The organism is Arthrobacter sp. Y3223151 (assembly GCF_059091125.1).
Genome location: NZ_JBNHGI010000010.1, coordinates 1 through 18,571, shown reverse-complemented (window position 1 = coordinate 18,571; position 18,571 = coordinate 1). Strand labels below are relative to the sequence as shown.

General features: G+C 67.0%; 16 protein-coding genes. 5 read left to right on the top strand and 11 right to left on the bottom strand.

Annotated elements, in window-relative coordinates; translation table 11 throughout:
• The first annotated feature begins 103 nt into the window (after positions 1-103).
• Entirely contained in the window at positions 104-910 is an 807-nt protein-coding gene (locus AC5RUP_RS13375) for a hypothetical protein (RefSeq protein ID WP_494158644.1), read from the top strand.
• A gap of 211 nt (positions 911-1,121) precedes the next feature.
• Positions 1,122-1,373 carry an SHOCT domain-containing protein gene (locus AC5RUP_RS13370; protein WP_494001353.1) on the top strand — a complete coding sequence of 84 codons (252 nt, stop codon included), beginning with the start codon at positions 1,122-1,124 and terminating at the stop codon, positions 1,371-1,373.
• 101 nt (positions 1,374-1,474) lie between these two features.
• Here AC5RUP_RS13370 and AC5RUP_RS13365 read toward each other — a convergent pair whose 3' ends face one another.
• From AC5RUP_RS13365 to AC5RUP_RS13355, 3 genes are all read right to left on the bottom strand, one after another.
• Entirely contained in the window at positions 1,475-3,511 is a 2,037-nt protein-coding gene (locus AC5RUP_RS13365; RefSeq protein ID WP_494158643.1) for a M1 family aminopeptidase, read from the bottom strand.
• A 179-nt stretch (positions 3,512-3,690) separates the two neighbouring features.
• Positions 3,691-5,004: a UDP-glucose dehydrogenase family protein gene (locus AC5RUP_RS13360; protein ID WP_494153239.1), complete on the bottom strand. Its 1,314-nt coding sequence runs from the start codon at positions 5,002-5,004 to the stop codon at positions 3,691-3,693.
• 82 nt (positions 5,005-5,086) lie between these two features.
• Positions 5,087-5,530, bottom strand: a complete 444-nt coding sequence (locus AC5RUP_RS13355; protein WP_494153238.1) for a VanZ family protein — start codon at positions 5,528-5,530, stop codon at positions 5,087-5,089.
• A 293-nt stretch (positions 5,531-5,823) separates the two neighbouring features.
• On the opposite strand from AC5RUP_RS13355, the gene AC5RUP_RS13350 reads away from it, so the two are divergent.
• The gene (locus AC5RUP_RS13350; protein ID WP_494153237.1) at positions 5,824-7,338 is read left to right on the top strand and encodes a M28 family peptidase; all 1,515 of its coding nucleotides are present in this window, start codon (positions 5,824-5,826) and stop codon (positions 7,336-7,338) included.
• A gap of 23 nt (positions 7,339-7,361) precedes the next feature.
• Here AC5RUP_RS13350 and AC5RUP_RS13345 read toward each other — a convergent pair whose 3' ends face one another.
• From AC5RUP_RS13345 to AC5RUP_RS13315, 7 genes are all read right to left on the bottom strand, one after another.
• Positions 7,362-9,077 carry a sensor histidine kinase gene (locus AC5RUP_RS13345; RefSeq protein ID WP_494153236.1) on the bottom strand — a complete coding sequence of 572 codons (1,716 nt, stop codon included), beginning with the start codon at positions 9,075-9,077 and terminating at the stop codon, positions 7,362-7,364.
• A gap of 302 nt (positions 9,078-9,379) precedes the next feature.
• Positions 9,380-9,607, bottom strand: a complete 228-nt coding sequence (locus AC5RUP_RS13340; RefSeq protein WP_494153235.1) for a hypothetical protein — start codon at positions 9,605-9,607, stop codon at positions 9,380-9,382.
• 32 nt (positions 9,608-9,639) lie between these two features.
• Positions 9,640-10,362 carry a deoxyribose-phosphate aldolase gene (deoC, locus tag AC5RUP_RS13335; protein ID WP_494153234.1) on the bottom strand — a complete coding sequence of 241 codons (723 nt, stop codon included), beginning with the start codon at positions 10,360-10,362 and terminating at the stop codon, positions 9,640-9,642.
• A gap of 121 nt (positions 10,363-10,483) precedes the next feature.
• A complete protein-coding gene (locus AC5RUP_RS13330) occupies positions 10,484-10,708 on the bottom strand; it encodes a hypothetical protein (RefSeq protein ID WP_494153233.1) in 225 nt (74 codons plus the stop codon).
• A 152-nt stretch (positions 10,709-10,860) separates the two neighbouring features.
• On the bottom strand, positions 10,861-11,853 hold the full coding sequence (locus AC5RUP_RS13325) for a type IV toxin-antitoxin system AbiEi family antitoxin domain-containing protein (RefSeq protein ID WP_494158642.1): 993 nt from the start codon (positions 11,851-11,853) through the stop codon (positions 10,861-10,863).
• A gap of 369 nt (positions 11,854-12,222) precedes the next feature.
• A complete protein-coding gene (locus AC5RUP_RS13320) occupies positions 12,223-14,016 on the bottom strand; it encodes a phospho-sugar mutase (RefSeq protein ID WP_494158641.1) in 1,794 nt (597 codons plus the stop codon).
• An 11-nt stretch (positions 14,017-14,027) separates the two neighbouring features.
• On the bottom strand, positions 14,028-14,828 hold the full coding sequence (locus AC5RUP_RS13315; protein WP_494158640.1) for a purine-nucleoside phosphorylase: 801 nt from the start codon (positions 14,826-14,828) through the stop codon (positions 14,028-14,030).
• 183 nt (positions 14,829-15,011) lie between these two features.
• Between AC5RUP_RS13315 and AC5RUP_RS13310 the strand changes: the two genes are divergently transcribed.
• Together AC5RUP_RS13310 and AC5RUP_RS13305 are read left to right on the top strand one after the other, a co-directional pair.
• Positions 15,012-16,415, top strand: coding sequence for an NAD(P)H-quinone dehydrogenase (locus tag AC5RUP_RS13310; RefSeq protein WP_494155007.1), 1,404 nt, complete (start codon positions 15,012-15,014; stop codon positions 16,413-16,415).
• 125 nt (positions 16,416-16,540) lie between these two features.
• On the top strand, positions 16,541-17,521 hold the full coding sequence (locus AC5RUP_RS13305) for a response regulator transcription factor (protein ID WP_494158639.1): 981 nt from the start codon (positions 16,541-16,543) through the stop codon (positions 17,519-17,521).
• An 82-nt stretch (positions 17,522-17,603) separates the two neighbouring features.
• On the opposite strand, the gene AC5RUP_RS13300 is transcribed toward AC5RUP_RS13305, so the two are convergent.
• Positions 17,604-17,975 (bottom strand): hypothetical protein, encoded by a 372-nt coding sequence (locus tag AC5RUP_RS13300; protein WP_494155199.1) that lies wholly within the window; start codon positions 17,973-17,975, stop codon positions 17,604-17,606.
• Between the last annotated feature and the right edge of the window lie 596 nt (positions 17,976-18,571).

Sequence of the window (18,571 nt, the reverse complement as noted above, 5' to 3'; positions counted from 1 at the left end):
GCCGGGGTTTATGGGGGCCGCGATTGCCTTTTTCCTGGTGGTGTTGCTGGGAGTGGGCACGCCTGTTGCTGTGGCGAAGTGGCGCCAAAGTGCTACAGCAACCATGAGCGTCACGGTCGGGGCTCCGGAGGCCCCGCCTTCCGGCTCCGCCGATGCACGCCTCACCGCCGGTGCCCAGCTGAAGATACGCCCGGACGGGCCGAGGAAGGACTCAGCCCAGTGCAGGGTGGCCAAGTCAACCGCCCAGCTGGAGAATCTGGACAAGCTGGACGTCAGCTTCACGTGGGGTCGGGCACAGAATGTCACGCATTACGTTGTGACACTTTCCTCCGGCGACCCGCGGTACGCACAGGCGGCCGACGTGAAGGGCGAACAAGTTACCTTCACCATGCCCCGGACTCCTTCGGACCGCCTGGGCAATCCGCTCAAGGGCGCCGGCACCGACGCGGCCCATTACGCGAAATACAGCCTGAGGCTTCAGCCGATGAACGGTGCCACCGCCGGCGACGCCATCTATCTGGTGTACAAATACGAGCACTATTCGGTGGACAATTGCTTCCGCGACGGGAAGGCATACCCGCCGCTGGGGCCGGTGACAACGGTCAATTACAACGTCAGCGCACCGGTCAACGACAAGAAGCACGCCGCTTTCTCCTGGAAGGCGTCCTCCGGGGCTACTTCCTACGAAGTGTCTTTGGCCAGTCCCGCCGGTTGGGGCGCCGAGGCGACGGTCAGTCAGCCTTCCGCCGTGTTCGAATTGCCGTTCTCCACGTCAGACAGCGCGTTCTTCACCAATTACCGCCTCCGGATCCAACCGATGAACGGAACCGTTGCCGGCGACCCCGTCTACAAGACCTTCCAGTACGGCCGCTGGAACACCGACCTCTACTACGCGGCGCCGCCGCCGTAGCACAATCCGCGGAGGCGGATGCTTCCGCAGCCCCTGCGCCACGGCGTGGGCCAGGGGCAGGCTTCCATGCCGAGCATCAATGCCCGCGGCTGCTCTTGTGATGGTTTGCCCTGTATGTTCCCGGGGCCGACGCGTATCCTGACCCTAGGGGAACGGAGTAGAAAAGCCATCGTTCCGTCGTGATCGAAGGGGTGCTTTCATCATGGTAGATATGGGCTTGGCATGGCTGTTTGGGCTGCTGTTGTTGGCGATTGTGGCGTTGCTGGCGGTCCTGGTGATTCGTGCGTTCATGGGGCTGAGACCGCGCGACGTGGAAGATGCTCTGGCCGCGGCAGGCGGTCAGATACAGCAGTCGCACCGGCGGAGCACCGCCCGGCAGATCCTTGACCAGAGGTTCGCGCGCGGCGAGCTGACGGCAGATGCGTACCGCGAAGGCCTGCGGGTCCTCGGCGAAGACCGCTAGCCGAAGACCGGCTAGCCCGAAGACCGGCTAGCCCGAAGACGGCAAGCCGGTCGGAGTCGCTGCCGGGTCACTCCCGGTCCGCCCTGCGCGGCGCCTTGCGGCTACAGGACCCCCGGTTTCCCAGCCGTCGATACAAAGGCTTTGAAGAGTGCCCCAAGGTCTTTGCCGGCGACATCCTCGGCCAGCCTTTGAAAATCGGCCGGCTTGCCCGATCCGTCCCGGACCCAGGTCTTCAGGAGCCTGAAAAAGTCTTTGTCGCCCACTGTGTCCCGCAGGGCGTGCACTGCCATGGCGGCCCGGGTCTGGACATTGCCGGCGAAAAGTTGATCGACGCCCGGATCCGATACCCGCACCTGCCAGAAGTCGTCGTCGGCTGGGATGCCGGCGTAGAAATCGAATGTATCCTCGGCGCTGCCCAGGTTTTGCTGTTCGTTCCAGAGCCACTCGGCGTAGGTAGCAAGGCCTTGGTTGAGCCAGCTGTCCTGCCACCGCGGCGGCGGCAATTGCGAGTCGGTCCACTGATGCGCCAATTCGCGGGCGATCATGGCATCTCCGCTGGCCTCGCTGTAGAAGCCGTCCATCGGATAGACGGGCCGGCCTTGCATCTGCAGGGCATAGCCAAGGTTTTCCGAGGAGTCAATGATTCCGCCGGCGCTCTTGAGCGGATACTTGCCTAACACGGTGGACAGGAATTCTATGATGCGGGACTGCTTGTCCAGCGACTGCTGGATCTTGTACGCCTGCGAAGGCGGCGCGGTTGACCCGGCCGTCCAGCCGTTCGCGTTCTCCGGACTGCCGTCCGGCGCATGCTGCGCTTCCCAACCGTCCCAGCGGTCGCCGTCGTTGTCGAAGGACGTCGACCCTTCACCTCCCGGCCCCTTAATGTCCTCCACGAACACGCCGTCGTTCTGCCCCGTGATGTCGCTGGCGTAGGTGATGGACAGCTCCACGTCTTGGCCGGCGTAGTCGCCCAAATCGAACTCCCAGTGCTCCCAACCCTGGCTGGCGCCCGTGGCCGCCCACCAGCGGCCGGTGGTGCCTTCGGCACTGCACGAACCGCCGCCGTCGTCCGTCTGGTAGTGCTTTAGGAAGGGATGCACCTGGTGCCACGCGGGACAGGAATTGCCGGTGGACTCCCGCGCGTGTCCGGTGGTGTCCTTGAGCGTGGTCCAATCATTCTTGCCGGGTGTCCTGGCCTCCACGAAGGCATAGTCCCAGCCCGGTTCGGTGTCGCGCAGCATCCAAAAGGATAGGTCTCCGCCGGCATCCGGCACCATGATGGTGCGGGTGAGCCGCTTGTAGCTGGCGTTGTCGCTCTGCGACCATGCAAGCCCGTCGCCGTTGCGCGGGACCACCGCCTCCTTCAACACCGGATCCATCGCGTCCACGTAGCTGATGCCGCCTTTGGTGCGCTCCGCCACGTCAAAGTGCCCGACGGCGATGGTCGCCAGATGCGGCGACAGCGGCTCGTCGGCCTTCCAGGTGTAGACGGTGCGGCCGGACTCGGCCTCCCTGCCGTCCGGCACGCCGTTGGCCACCGCCTGCCAGCCGTCGGGGACCGAGATGTTGAAGGTATAGCCGGCACGGTCGCTGGGATGGTTGTTCACCGGAAACCAGGTTGGCGCACTCACCGGATGGCCGGTGACGAGAGCGCCGTCGTCGGTATGGATGAACCCGGCCCGGCCGGGGAGGGCGAGGGTTCGGGGAGTGCCGGAATACGCCACGACCACGGTGAAACGGTCGCCGTTCGGGACCCCCCGGGTGGGGGTCACAGCGAGCTTGGTGCCGGTCCGGGCAAATCGTGCGTCCCGCCCGTCGACGCTGACGGAGTCAACGGCCAGGCCATCCAGGTCCAGACTGAACGCCGAAAGGTTTTGCGTGGCCTGTGCCGTGATCGTGGCGGTGCCCTCCAGCCGGTCCGCGGGCGGGTCGTACAGCAGCTCCAGCCCATAGTGGGACACCTGGTAGCCGCCGTTCCCGGCGTCAGGGAAATACTCGTCATGCAGGGTGGCGGAGCCAGGTTCGAAGACGTGCCGGCCGGGATCGGGTGCTGCGGCGGCTGGGGCGGCGGGCAGGCTCAAGCCGGACACACCAACGAGCGCGGCCGCAACCAGGGCAAGACCCCTCCGAGCCATCATGCAACGTCCCCCCATCGGCCAAGGCTGCACGGACCCGTGGATATGCGGGGTCGGCGGCTTCACGCGCTGGCCATCTACATAAGATGCTCCTGTTCGGGGCCACTGTCAACGGATACGACGATGGGCCCGCACAACCTGGCTGTACGGGCCCATTCTGGAAGGCCGGGCTTGGGAAAACGCTAGGGGCGGCCGATGCCCTTGAAGGTCCAGCCGGCCTGGCGCCACGCTGCCGGGTCCAGCACGTTGCGTCCGTCCAGGATGTTCTTTTCGTCCACCAGGTTTCCGACGGCGACCGGATCCAACTCTCGGTATTCATTCCACTCGGTCACCAGCACCAGCGCGTGGGCGCGGGCGATAGCCGTCTTGGCATCCGGTTCATAGCTGAGTTCCGGGAAGCGCTGCTTGGCGTTGGCCAGGGCCTCCGGATCGGTGACGGTGACCGTGGCTCCCTGCAACTGCAGTTGGGCGGCAACGGACAACGCGGGAGAATCACGGACGTCGTCGGACTGCGGCTTGAAGGCGGCTCCGAGCACGGTGATGCGTTTGCCGATCAGCGAGCCGCCGCAGAGCTCTCGGGTCAGTTCCACCACGCGCGTGCGGCGGCGCATGTTGATCGCGTCTACTTCACGCAGAAATGTCAGGGCCTGATCCGCCCCGAGTTCGCCCGCCCGGGCCATGAAGGCCCGGATGTCCTTGGGCAGGCAGCCGCCGCCGAAGCCGACGCCGGCGTTGAGGAATTTGCGCCCGATGCGCTCGTCCATGCCGATGGCGTCGGCCAGGGCGGTGACGTCGGCGCCGGCGGCTTCGCAGACTTCCGCCATGGCGTTGATAAAGGAGATTTTGGTGGCCAGGAATGAGTTCGCCGCGGCTTTGACCAGTTCGGCGGTGGCATAGTCGAGCACCAGCCGCGGCGTGCCGTCGGCCAGCGGCGTCGCGTAGACCTGGTCCATGGCCGCGGTGGCGGCTTCACCGGGTGCACCCGCGGGCACGCCGTAGACAAAGCGGTCCGGAGTCAGCGTGTCCTTGACGGCGTGGCCTTCGCGCAGGAACTCGGGGTTCCACGCCAGGATGGCTCCCGGGGCGATTTCCCGGATCTCCTCTGCCAGCCGTGCTGCCGTTCCCACCGGCACGGTGGACTTGCCGACCACCACGTCGCCCGGGCGCAGGTGCACGGCGAGGGACGTGAAGGCGGCATCGACATAGCGCAGGTCGGCGGCATTCTCGCCCTTGCGCTGCGGGGTGCCCACGCACACGAAGTGCACTTCGGCTCCTGCCGCGTCGGCCATCTCGGTGCTGAACGTCAGCCGGCCGGTCTGCTGGACCTCGGCGAGCAGGTCGGGCAGGCCGGGCTCGAAGAACGGGGCGCGGCCGGCCTGCAGCTCGGCGACCTTGCGTTCGTCCACGTCGATACCGACCACGTCATGCCCAAGCTTGGCCATGGCCGCAGCGTGCACGGCCCCCAAGTAGCCGCAACCGATGACGGAAATTCGCATAGTAATCCTTTGCACGTGCCTGAGTAGCGATTACTTCTGACTTTAGCGCGTTACAGGTGCCGGTTTTGCCGGTTCCAGCGCGTTACCGGTGCCGGTTTTGCCGGTATTCCAGCCACGCATAGGCCAGCACCGTGCCGAGGGCCGCGCCCAGGGTGTTGGTCCAGACATCCTGCAGCGAGGCATAACGGCCGGGGAGGAACGCCTGTTGCGCCCACTCCACGGCACCGGAGAGCAGGAAGGCTCCGGCGGGCGTCAACCAGCGCCAACTGGCCGGCATCAGGAGGGCGGCCAGCAAACCCAACGGCACGAACATCAAAACGTTGGCCCCGGATTCGACCAGGTTGTAGTCGATCCAGCGCGGCGCGCCTGCTTCGTGCAGAGCCGCGAGAACTGCCTGGATGGTGCTGTTTGCGCCGGCATCCACCGGGGTAGGCCACAAGACGGCGACGGCGACCAGGAGGGCGTAACCGGCCAGCAGGCAAAAATGCAGCAGGCGGGCCCGCTCCCGGGACGTGCGAAGCCGCATTCATCTTCCTCTCCGGTGGGGGCGGACGCGCGCCCGTGCGCCGACGACCGAATGCCATGGTACCGGTGCGCCACCAAGGCCGGGTGCTCAGCGGCTCCGGCGGGGCGGCGTGGGGCGTTAGCTCACCGGCCCGGAGAGCGGCAGTTTGCAGGGCTGAAATAGTTGTTTCAGGTGTTTGTGAGGGAAATCACTAGCTGGCTCTGTCGCTTTCCGGGGCCATGGGATAGCTTCCGGGCAGGATCCTGCTGCGGGGACAGCGGGATTCTTTCATCCACACCTTTGGAGGAACCAGCATGCGGACCCACAGTTTCAGGCGCGGTGCGGCCATCGCTGCCGCGACCGCATTGGCGTTGGGGGCCGGGCTGCCGGCCCGCGCCGACAACGGGACAGACACCAGCACCCTGCGGAACGCGGTCACAGCCGAGAACATCGTCACCCACTTGCAGGCCCTGCAGGACGCGGCCAATGCCAACGGCGGCAACCGCGCTGCGGGCACTCCCGGCTACGAGGCATCCGCCCAATACATCGAAGCCCAGTTGTCGGCCGCCGGCTACACGCCCGTGCGGCAGGTGTTCTCCTACGAACGGTTTGTGCTTCACGGCGCAGAGTTCGAGCAGGTCGCCCCGACGCCGACGGTCTACACGGCAGGGGAGGAGTTCATGGCCATGGATTACTCCGCCTCCGGCGACGTCACGGCACAGGTGACCGCGGTAGATATCAACCTCGCGGGCGACAGGGCATCCACCAGCGGCTGCGAGGCGACCGACTTCGCAAGCTTCCCCGCCGGAAACATCGCCTTGATCCAGCGCGGTACGTGCGATTTCGCCACGAAGGTTTCGAATGCCGCGGCAGCAGGCGCCGTCGGCGTGGTCATCTTCAATCAGGGCAACGGAGGCACTCCCGACCGGCTTGACCTGTTCGGCGGCACGCTGGGAACGCCGCAGGCCATCCCGGCCGTCAGCACCAGCTTCGACTTGGGGGCCGAACTGGCCGGGACCGCCGGTGTGGAACTGCGAATCGCGGTGGACGCCGAGATCGTCGTGACGGAGACGTTCAACATCCTCGCCGACACGGCCGGGCGCGCGGACCGCACCGTGGTGGTCGGCGCCCACCTGGATTCGGTATCCGAGGGCCCGGGCATCAACGACAATGGCTCCGGCAGCGCAGCGATCCTGGAAACGGCGCTTCAGATCGCAGCATCGGGGGACGCGCCCGAAAACCGGGTGCGGTTCGCTTTTTGGGGCGGTGAAGAGGACGGGCTGCTCGGCTCGACCTACTACGTGTCCCAGCTGAGCCAGCGTGAGATCAAGCAACATGCGCTCAACCTGAATTTCGATATGGTCGGTTCGCCCAATGCCGTGCGCTTCGTGTATGACGGCAACGGCGACGCCTTTGGGCTCGCCGGGCCCAACGGTTCTGCCACCATCGAGCGCGTCTTCACAGAGTACTTCGCCTCACAGGGGCTCGCCTCGGAGCCGACGGCCTTCGACGGCCGCTCGGACTACTTCGCCTTTATCACCAACGGCATCCCGGCCGGAGGCTTGTTTACCGGCGCCGAGGAGATCAAGACCGAAGAACAGGCGGCAATCTACGGTGGCACGGCTGGCGTGGCTTACGATCCCTGCTACCACGAGGCCTGTGACACGCTTGCGAACGTGGACCTGGTGGTCTTGGAACAGATGGCCGACGCCATTGCGCACACCACGCTGACCTTCGCCGAAACGAGCTCAGCGGTGAACGGCACGGCCAAGGGCAAGGGAACGGGCAGCACCAAGATGCAGTTCAAGGGGCCGCAGTCCGTTCGCTGACCCCACCGGACCGGCGCTGACTCCTAAGGCAGCAGTTGGCCCAGGGAGGCCGCCTCCGGGCGGCCTCCCTCTTCGCTGCGCTGCGGAATCGCGACGCTGAAGGTCGTGCCCGCGCCCAGGACGCTCGTGAAGGTCAGCGTGCCGCCGTGTGCTTCCACGATCGACTTGCTGATGGCCAGCCCCAACCCCAGCCCGGGGATGGCCGCCTGACGGACGGAACTGGTGCGGAAGAACTTGGTGAAGATTTCAGCCTGATCCGCTTCCGACATGCCCATCCCGGTGTCGCTGACCTCCAGGAGGACGGCGCCGTTGGCCGCCAGGGTCCGTACCGTGACCCGGCCGCCGTCGGGCGAATACTTGATGGCATTGGACAGCAAGTTGTCCAGCACCTGGCCCATCCGGTTGGGATCGACCTCTGCTTCCAGCCCGTCGGCGGCGTCGATGACCAACTCCACGCCCGCGTGTTCTGCCCGCGGCATGGCCGACGCAACGCTGGTAGCGACAAGGTCGGCCAGCACCGTACGGCGGGGCTCGATGCTCAGCGTCCCGGAGGCCGTGACGAGCAGGTCTTCCACCAGTTGCAGGAGCCGTTCAGAATTGCGCATGGCGATGCCGAGCGAAGCGGTGACGTGTTGTGGCAGCTGGTCGGCGTCCTCGAGCGCGAGGTCCAGGTAGCCCATGATGGATGTCAGGGGAGTGCGGAGCTCGTGCGAGACACCGGCGACGAACTCCTCCTTCACCGTCAACGCATTGACCAGGTCGGTGACGTCGCTGAACGCCATCACGGTGCCGTCGAACTGGCCGACGTCATTCTGCATGGGGCGTGCCGTGCACAACATGGCGCGCTGCCTGTCCCCGTCGCCGATCCACACCAGCCGGTCGGAAAAAGACTCCCCCAAGATGGCACGGCGAATGGGGCGGTCTTCGGGGACCACCGGGGTCACCCGGTCAGCTTCGAAGACCAGCAAGTCGGCCTCGTCCGGATTATCGATTCCGTGGGGCATGGCCAGCGAGCGGTCCCGCTCCTGCTGCACGTTGCTCAGAATGTCACGGCCGTCTGCATCGGTGACGAGCACCCCCACCGCGACGGCGTTCAGGACGGTGTCCAGTCGGCGCACGTGGACCTTGCTTTCTTCCAGCAAGGCCCGCAGCTCGCGGTCTTTGCGGGCAAGGGCTTGCTGCTGCGCCGTCATGCTCAATGAGAAAACGGACGCGGTGATGGAGACCCCCAGGGTCACGATGGGGACCAGGATCGGGCCAAACAGGGCTTCCGGCGTTACCGGCTCCGGGCCGGTGAACACCGGAATCCAGACGATGAGCAGCGGCGCGGCGAAGCTGATGATGCGCGCGGCGGCGGTGGCAATCTCCGACCAGGCCATCCAGAACACCGGGAAGACCGCCAACAGCCCGACGCCGTAGAGTTCCCTCCCGGCGCCTTGGTGCAGGGCCCCGATGGCAACGAAGTCCAGCAGCGGGATCACCCAGTACGACGGATAGGGCAGCCGGTCCCACGGGATGGCGGCGCCGAGGATCCACAACGCGGCAATGCCGATGAGCCCGCCGGTGAATTGCGCGTTGCCCAGCAGTTGGGGGAAGAATGCGGCGGCGATCGCCGCCGTCAGCGTCACGGAAATGCAGAGCGGCAGATGGCTGAGGAAAACGCGTGCGCGCAGGGGCAGTTCATGGAACTGCCGGCGTCTGGTAAGCCAGGACAACAGCGGGCTTGGTGCGGCAGACATGATCGAAGGTCCCCTTACTCCGGGCAGCCCTCGTTGTCGGTTGCGTTGCGGAGCCGGGCTGGCCATGACTGGTTCAGTATGGCACGCGTGTTGGCCCGCGCCGTGGAACTGTGCGGTCTGTGACGCAAGTCGCAGCGGCGCGGGGTGGGGTGCGGCAGGCGGGTGGCGGATCAGTCCGCTGCGCGCCGGTCCCTTTCGAACCCGGGACAGGGTTGGACCCTTAAATACGCCGGGCGCCCGGCCGGGTGAAGCAGGACCTGCCTGCCCCCTGGCTGAGCGCCCGGGAAAGCCCGCGAGTAACGTCAGGCGTTGTGGTGGGTGTCGGAACGGCCCATGAACTGCTTGGGAATGAAGAACGCCAGCGTGAACAGGCCGAGCCCGATGGCGAAGGCCGGGATGGCGCCGATGACCGGCTCCAGGCTAAAGGCGTACAGGGAACCGAAGAACATCAGCATAATGATCGCGAAGGCGACCAAATTGCTGACCAGGTGTCCCTCGCCCGAATGGGTGCGCTGCTTGGGGTGGGCCATGGGGTGTTTCTCCTCAATAGTGCGATGCGGCGTCAGTAGCCGCCGGCGGCTTGCTCGCCTTTAACAATAGCCACTGATGAGCTGGCGCCAATTCGTGTTGCGCCGGCCCGGAGCATGGCGCGCGCGTCGTCGACGGATCGCACGCCGCCGGAGGCCTTCACGCCCAGGCGCGTCCCGACGGCGTCGCGCATCAGGGCGATGTCCTCCACGGTGGCGCCGCCACCGCTGAAACCGGTAGAAGTCTTGACGAAGTCCGCCCCGGCCTCGGCGGCGGCTTCGCAGACCATCCGCTTTTGCTCGTCGTTCAGGAAATGGGTCTCCAGGATGACTTTGAGGATGGCGCCGCCGGCGTGGACGGCTTCGGCCACCGCCGCGATGTCCTCGAAGATCGCGGCGCGGTCGTTCGCCCGGGCCGCGGCGATGTTGATCACCATGTCGATCTCGTCGGCGCCGTCCAGGGTGGCGCCGCGGGCCTCGTGTACTTTCACATCGGTGGGAGTGGCACCGAACGGGAAGCCGACGACCGCGCAGGTCTTGACCCCGGAGCCCTTGAGCGTGCTGTGGACCAACGCCGTCCAGACAGGATTCGCACACACGGCGGCAAAGCGGTACTCGACCGCCTCCTGGCAGACCTTGAGGATGTCTTCGCGGGAAGCTTCCGGCTTCAGCAGCGTGTGGTCGATGACCGAAGCGATCGACGTCGGATCGTGATAGGTCGCGCTCGGAGCGGATCCGGATGTGATGTCTTCAGACATGGCCATCCCTTTCATCTGCTGGGGTTCGAAGGAACTTCTATCCTTGCATACCGGTCAGGCGACGACCGGACCGGCGCACCGGCCTGCACGGCCGCCGGGGCGTTGCCGAACCGGGCAGGGGTCAGTACGGGCCGCCGGTGGAGTGGCCCTCTTCCTCGGCCGCACGGCGGTGCTCCTCGAGCTTCTCCTCGGCTTCCTGCCGGCGGTGCGCGATGGCCCGGGCGTCGTCGGCAGGAATGTGCTCTTCCGAGGCCTTGTGCGCCGGCTCTTCCTCAGGGCTTTGATGCCCCGCCCCTGCGGAGCGCGGCACCTGTTCTTCGATGCCCATGGCTGCATCGTCCCACATGGCACCAGCGTCGAAAAGGTGCGGAAGGTGATCAATCAGTGGGGGTTGCGCCCCCGGTCAGGGCGTCTGTCGGGCCCGCGCTGGCCCGGTCTATGCTCCGCTTTGCGTGCCTCGCCCGCCGAACCATTCCGGACCGGGGTGGGCGTGTCCCGTCAGGCGGCCGGGGGATGACTTTTCAGCGCGGACGTTCTGCTCGCGGCGCGTGCCATGGCTTCGGCGAGCCGGCCCCGGAATTCGTGAGGCCGGCTGAGCTGTGCCCAGTCCACACGGATGAAGTTCCAGTGGATTTCCGATAAGGCGTTCTCTCGCTGTCGTTCCTCAAGCAGTACCTGTTCCGTCGGTCTGTAGTCGAAGTATTTGCTCCTGCCATCGAATTCCAAAATCAGCATGATGTCCTCCCACGCGAAGTCGACGCGGTGCTTGCCCAGCCTGGTGGTCAGTTCAACCTGCGGCACGGGCATCGGAATGCCGAACGTGCCCAGCAACAGCCTGGTGCGGGTTTCTCCCGGCGACTCGGCCCGGCCATCAAGCAAGGCGACGGCAGTTCGGGCGCGGCGGACTCCCGGTGAACCCGGCATCGAATCGACGATCTCGTTGATCCGCTCGAGGACCGCGCCGCTGCGAAGTGCGTGATCGCCGATGATGGCAGCCCGGTCGAGTTGCATGGTCCTGGCACAGTCCACAACCGTCCGTTCCAAGCTGGTGACGGGCACCGGCTCACCGCGCGGACCACGCACTGTCGTGACTTCATCGGGGGGCAAGACAAAGTAGTGCGGGCGGACGTCCGGGCTTCTGGTGTGCCGGGTGGTGGGAAATGGCTGGGTGAGATGGACAGTTGCCGGAACATCCCAGACATGCAGCCCGTGCAGGCGCGCAGCGGAGGCGTGGCTGTAGGTGCCGGCGGGACCGGTCACCAGAGAATGGGCCTGAATGCGGAGCAGATTCCGTCGCCTGGAATTGCTGGCCATCCACCGCGGACCCAGGACATACGCGCCGTGCCGAATGCGGATCAAAGCACCCTGACGAACAGCATCACGGATCAAGCGCTCGCCGGCACCGTGCTGTCGGAGTTCTTGGGCGGTCAGGACGTCATACTGCTGCGGCCAGAGCGCTGCCAGTCGAGAGTCGAGAACTTCACGAGCCATGGCACCAGTCTTGGCCAGCGGCATGAAAGCGTCGCCCGCCTCATGGCCGGTTGTGGATACCGCCACTCCCGAAGGAACGCTGGCGGACCGGTGGTGTTGGCTGACCGGCGGTGTCGGTAGTCCGGGTGCCGGGGGAGGGCCGGGATCCGTGCCCTTGGACAGGGCCGGGGTTCCCGGGTGCGCCTCGGGGGAGGGCCGGGATCCCTGCGGATGAACCGGGCCGGGGTTCCCGGGCAGGCTTCAGGGCGGCCGAAAGTCGACACAGGCCCGTCGGTTAAGGCCGTTCTCGCACAGCTCGGCCGCCCTGGAGATGGGAGCACTTCCCGGTGTGAACACCGCGGTCCTCGGGCGGCGGAGGATTGCCGCCGGTTATCCGGGCACCCCGAGGGTGGCGCGGATGTCGGTCTTGATGGCCTCCAGCAGCCGGGCTGCTTCCGCGCGCTCCTCCGCCAGCCGGTCCGCGCCGGCGACCGGCCGGATGACCTCCAGGTAGCACTTAAGCTTGGGCTCCGTGCCGCTAGGCCGCACGATGACGCGGGTATCGTCCTGGCCCAGAAACAGCAGTCCGTCGGTCGGCGGCAACGCTTCGCTGCCGAGGGACAAGTCCGTGCTGGTCACCACCGGGGAACCCGCCAGCGAAGACGGCGGCCGCTCCCGGAGTTGGTACATCATCGTCCCCATCAGGGAGAGGTTGTCCACCCTGATGCTCAGCTGGTCCGTAGCGTGGAGCCCGTACTTCAGCGCGAGGTCATCGAGGACGTCGAAGACGGTCCGGCCCGCGGCTTTGACGTCGGCGGCGAGCTCGGCGAGCAGCAGGGCGGCGGACATCCCGTCCTTGTCCCGGACCAGATGCGGTGCCACGCAATAGCCCAGGGCCTCTTCATACCCGTAGGCCAGGCCGGGAACGCGGGAAATCCACTTGAAGCCGGTCAGTGTTTCCACGTGGGCTACCCCTGCGTCGGCCGCGATCTTGCCCAGCAGCCGGGAAGACACGATCGAGTTGGCGAAGACCCGGGACGCAGCCGCGCTGTCAGCCGGTGCATCGATCGGATCGGGTGAGGCGTCCTGGTCCGCGCGCAGCCGGTCCCGGCCTTCGAAACGGGCCGCCATGTGCGCGCCGAGCAGCGCACCGGCCTCGTCGCCGCGGAGCATCCGCCAGGCCCCGGTTGACGAGTCCTTGGCAGCCAGCGCCGCGCGGTCCGCGTCGGGATCGTTCGCGATGACCAGGTCCGCGTCGATCTCTGCTGCCGTCTCCAAGGCCAGGTCGATCGCTCCGGCTTCCTCCGGGTTGGGGAAGGCCACGGTCGGGAAGTCGGGATCCGGCTCCGCCTGGGCGGCTACCAGCGTCACATCGGTGAATCCGGCCTGCTCAAAGACCGCCCGCATGGTGGCTCCGCCGACGCCGTGCATCGGTGTGAGCACGATCCTCAGGTCCCGTTGCGGGAACAGCCGCGGGTCGGCCAGCGCCGTGACCGCGGCGACGTAGTCTTCGGCGATGCTGTCCGGCAGGACGTTCCAGCCATCCTCGGCCAGCGGGATAGAGTCCAGCGGCGGGGCGTAGTCAATCCGGCCGGCGATTTCGGCGTCGTAGGGTGCCACAATCTGCGCTCCGCGGCCGCCTTCGTCCACGGCACGTCCGCCCAGGTAAACCTTGTACCCGTTGTCGTGCGCGGGATTGTGGCTGGCGGTGACCATCACGCCCGCTTCGCAGCCCAGCGCCCGAACGGCGTACGCCAGCACCGGCGTGGGCAGGGCGGAAGGCATCAGGAACGTCTCGATGCCGGCGGCGGTGAAGACGGCGGCGGACTCGGCGGCGAAGACATCCGAGTTCCGGCGGGCGTCATAGCCGATCACGGCGCGCGGCGCATAGGCGCCGGCGGCTGTGTCCAGCAGGAAGCGGGCCAGGCCGGCGGCCGTCCGGCGCACCACCACCCGGTTCATCCGGAAGGGGCCCGCGCCGAGCGCGGCCCGCAGCCCGGCGGTACCGAAGGCCAAGGTTCCGGAGAACCTGTCCGCCAGTTCGGCCCGCGCCGCGGCGGCTTCCGGCGCGCCGCCCTCGGCCGCTGCCAGCAGGTCCCGCAATTCCCGCCGGGTCTGCTCGTCCGGATCGGCCTGCAGCCAGGCCTCCGCCGCGGCCTTCAACTCCTCGGGCGCTGCGGTCATGTCGCTGCCGTTCACAGTTTGGCGACAATTCCGGCCAGCAGCCGCGAGATCCGCGGCCCCGCTGCCCGGCCCGCCTCGATGACCTCGGTGTGGCTGAGCGGAACGTCGCTGATGCCGGCCGCCAGGTTGGTCACCAGCGAGATTCCGAAAACCTCCATGCCGGCGTGGCGGGCGGCGATGGCCTCCAACGCCGTCGACATGCCGACCAGGTCGGCGCCGATCCGCTTGGCGTACTGCACCTCGGCCGGGGTCTCGTAGTGGGGGCCGGGGAACTGTGCGTAGACGCCTTCGTCCAGGCTGGGATCCACCTCCCGCGCCAGGGTGCGCAGCCGTCCCGAGTAGAGGTCGGTCAGGTCAACGAAGGTTGCGCCTTCCAGCGGGGAGGCGGCCGTGAGGTTGATGTGGTCGCTGATAAGCACCGGCGTCCCTGGCGCCCAGGCCGGGTTCAGCCCGCCGCAGCCGTTGGTCAGCACCAGCGTCCCGCACCCGGCCGCCGCCGCAGTCCGGACGCCGTGGACGACCGAGCGCACGCCCTTGCCCTCGTAGTAGTGGGTGCGGGCACCGAGCACCAGCACGCGCTTGCCGTCGGGCGTCCGGACGGAGCGGATGGTGCCGACGTGGCCTTCGACTGCCGGGGCGGAGAACCCGGGAATTTCCGTGGCCGGGATCGAGTGGGTCGTCTCGCCGATGAGGTCGGCGGCTTCGCCCCAGCCGGAGCCGAGCACCAGCGCGACATCATGGGCGGCGACACCGGTCTGCCGGGTCAGGAAAGCGGCTGCCTCGGCGGCCAGTTCAAAGGGGTCTGTAGTCACAGGACCTAACCTACCCGCTGCCGAACTGCTGCCGAAAGCGTCGGGCGGGCGGCGCCGTCGTCGTTCCGGGCTTTGGGGATGTCCGCGCGGGTACTGGCGGCCGCCGCGTGCGGGCAGCGGGCGCCTGCTTCACGCCGTGCCGGCAGGTTGAGGCGTTGCGGGGCATGCGACAGAATGAAGTCCGTGACTAGCCAAATAGATTTCAGTGCCCCGCGTCTGGCGATCCTGGGCGGGGGCCCCGGCGGGTATGAGGCGGCCATGGTGGCCAACTCGCTCGGCGCCAAGGTGACCATCATCGAACGGAAGGGCCTCGGCGGTTCGGCCGTGCTGACCGATGTGGTCCCGTCCAAGACCCTGATCGCGACCGCCGATGCCATGCGGCGGGTAGCGAGCGCCCACGACCTCGGGGTCCGCTTCGACGAGGACTCCAAGGCCGCCTACGCCGATCTGCGCACGGTCAACGACCGCCTGCTGAAGCTGGCCGAGAGCCAGTCGGCGGACATCCACCACGGGTTGGAGCGTGCCGGGGTGCGCGTGATCCTGGGCGAAGGCAAGCTCTCCGGCCCGAACACCATCGCCGTATCGACGGACACGGGGACCGAGACGATTACGGCGGATGCCATCCTGGTGGCCACCGGCGCAACGCCCCGCGAACTGTCCACGGCCAAGCCGGACGGTGAACGCATCTTCAACTGGACCCAGGTGTACAACCTGACCGAGATCCCGGAGCACCTGATCGTGGTCGGTTCGGGCGTGACGGGAGCGGAGTTCGCCTCCGCCTACCGGATGCTTGGCACCAAGGTCACCCTGGTCTCCTCGCGGGACCGCGTGTTGCCGGGCGAAGACGCCGACGCCGCCGAGGTGCTCGAAGACGTTTTCGCCCGCAGCGGCATGACCGTGCTGTCCAAGTCCCGCGCCGCCAGCGTGGAGCGAACGGACGACGGCGTGCTGGTCACCTTGGCCGACGGCCGGGTGGTCGAGGGCTCACACTGCCTGCTGGCCGTGGGCGGCGTGCCCAACACCGCCGGCATCGGGCTCGAAGAAGCCGGGGTGGCCCTGACCGAGAGCGGGCACATCAAGGTGGACGGCGTCTCGCGCACCACCGCCTCGAACATTTATGCTGCCGGCGACTGCACCGGCGTGCTGGCTTTGGCCTCGGTGGCCGCGATGCAGGGCCGCATCGCCGTGGCCCACCTGCTGGGCGACTACGTCAAGCCGCTGAAGCTCAAGCAGGTGGCGTCCAATATCTTCACCAGCCCGGAGATCGCCACCGTGGGGGTGACCGAGGAGGAAGTCGCCGCCGGAAAGTACCAGGGCGACATCATCAAGCTTTCGCTCAACACCAACGCGCGGGCCAAGATGATGAACGTCTCCGACGGCTTTGTGAAAATCATTGCCCGGCGCGGTTCCGGCACGGTTATCGGGGGAGTGGTGGTGGCCCCGCGGGCTTCCGAACTGATCTTCCCCATCGCGCTGGCGGTCAGCCAAAAACTCCACGTGGACGATCTCGCCAACACGTTCACGGTGTACCCGTCGCTGACCGGTTCCATTTCCGAGGCGGCGAGGCGGCTGCACGTGCATCTCTAGGCCGCAGATTCCGCCGTTATTTCCCCGCTGATTATTTCGCCACATTGTTTGTTCTTGGGACTATGATCATTCAATAGCTATGTAATGAAACGATGAACCGAAGTTAGTCAGTTGGGGGATAAAGGATGAGCGAGCAGCGTACTGCCGTCATTGTGGAGGATGACCTGGACATCCGGGAGTTGATCTCGACGGTCCTGTCCAGTTCCGGGTTTAGGGTGCACACCGCCTCCTCCGGGATGGAAGGCGTTGCCGCCATCAAGCGCCACAATCCCGATGTCGTCACCCTCGACCTCGGCCTGCCGGACATCGATGGCTTCGAGGTCGCACGCCAGGTGCGCCGTTTCAGCGACACGTACATCATCATGCTCACCGCGCGGGCCGAAGAACTGGACACTTTGCTGGGCCTGGAGACCGGTGCGGACGACTACCTCACCAAGCCGTTCCGCCCCCGGGAACTGCGCGCCAGGATCACCGCGATGCTGCGCCGCCCGCGTACCACCAAGGGCAACGACGGCGGTCTGCCGGAGGACGGCGGTGCCCGCGGGGGCGCCCCGACAGGACCGGCCGGAGCCGGCGCAGCGGCGACCGCTCCGATGCCAGAACCCGTCCTGCAGGGAGCGGGGGTTGGCGCCGGAGGGCATCCAGGCCTGTCACGGTCGACGTCCGGTGCCGTTTCGGCAGCGGCGCTCGCAGGAGGCGGCGGGGTGCCGGCCTTCGCAGCCGAGACCGGGGCCGGGGCGGCGGCTGCCGCGGCCGGGGCGGCGAGCCCGGCCGGCGACGGCGTGCTGGAGCACAACGGCATCGTGGTGGACCACCGTGCCCGCACGGTGATCCGGTCCGGGCGCGAGCTGGAACTGACCCGCAGCGAATTCGACCTGCTGTACGCCCTGATGGAAAGCGGCCGGGTGGTGCGGACCAAGGCGGATCTGGTCCGCCGGCTTCGCAACGAGCCCTACAACACCGGCGGCTACATTTCGGACTCCGACGAACGCACGATCGAAGTGCATATGGCCAACCTACGCCGCAAGCTCGGGGACGACACCAAGTCACCGCGCTGGATCAAGACAGTGCGCGGGGTGGGCTACAGCCTGGCACCGAAGCGGTGACGCCGCCCGGGGACGCCTTTCCCGCCTGACGGGCGCAAGCGGTGACGCCGCCCAGGCATGCCTTTCCCGCCTGGCGGGCGCGCTACTGCAGATGCAGGCTGCGCAGCTGTGACGTCGTCGTCATCCCGCAGTTGCGCAGCTCGTCCAAGAGAGTGGCCGCCGCTTCAAATAGCCGGCCGTTGACCAGGCCTTCGAGATGTTCTGCCATCTGGCCAAGCCGGCCTGCCCCCACCATGCTGCTGGAGATCTTCAAACTGAGGATTGCGTCCATGGCGTCTTCAGCGTCCCGGGCGAGTATGGCGCTGGAAACCCTTCCATAGCGGTGTTCCCACAGCCCCACGTAATTGCCGATGAAGCGGCGGCGCATGCTGCCGTCGTGGTCGTCGAGGTCTGTTGCCAGTTTTTCCAGCACTGCCGGCGAGACCAGGGGCATTTCCGGCGAAATGGCCGTCACGAGAAAGCCTTAGGACCGGATGTGGAGGACTGCCCGGAAAAGAGCATCGGGCGGCGCCCCTTTCAAACCGTTGCGACTTCGAAGTACTTACATCGTAAGCGACTGCCGGGGCCAATCGGCGCGTGCAGGGGCAACCTTGGGTAACTCTTGAGCACCGATGCCTGCTGCCGGCGCTCCTGGTTGAGCGGACCGACAGGCATGGTCCGCGGCGTCGCCGGAAGGGGGCAGGGGCCTCGGAGCACCAGGCAGGTTCCTTAGGCCAATGCTGAGCAAATCTTCAGCGAAAGCCTCCGCAGCCTTAAGCGACGTCGGTCACAGTGTTGTCTGTGGTTTCAGACCCCGTGCCCGGGGCCGGAGGCACACGCTCCATTAGTCCACCATCCGGTGGGAACAGCCCCAGTACCCTGCCCTCGTGTCCGGAGGGAGTGCTCCGGACACGAGGGAGAGGTGCTGGGGCTGTTCCTGTGCTAGCCGCCCAGGCCCGCCCGCCTAAGTGCCTCGGCCATTGCCGTGTCGGCGGAGCCGCCCTGGCCCGGAGTGGGGCCGGCGCCGCGTGCCGGCTTGCCGCCGTCGCCGCGCCCCGGCTTGCCGCCGTC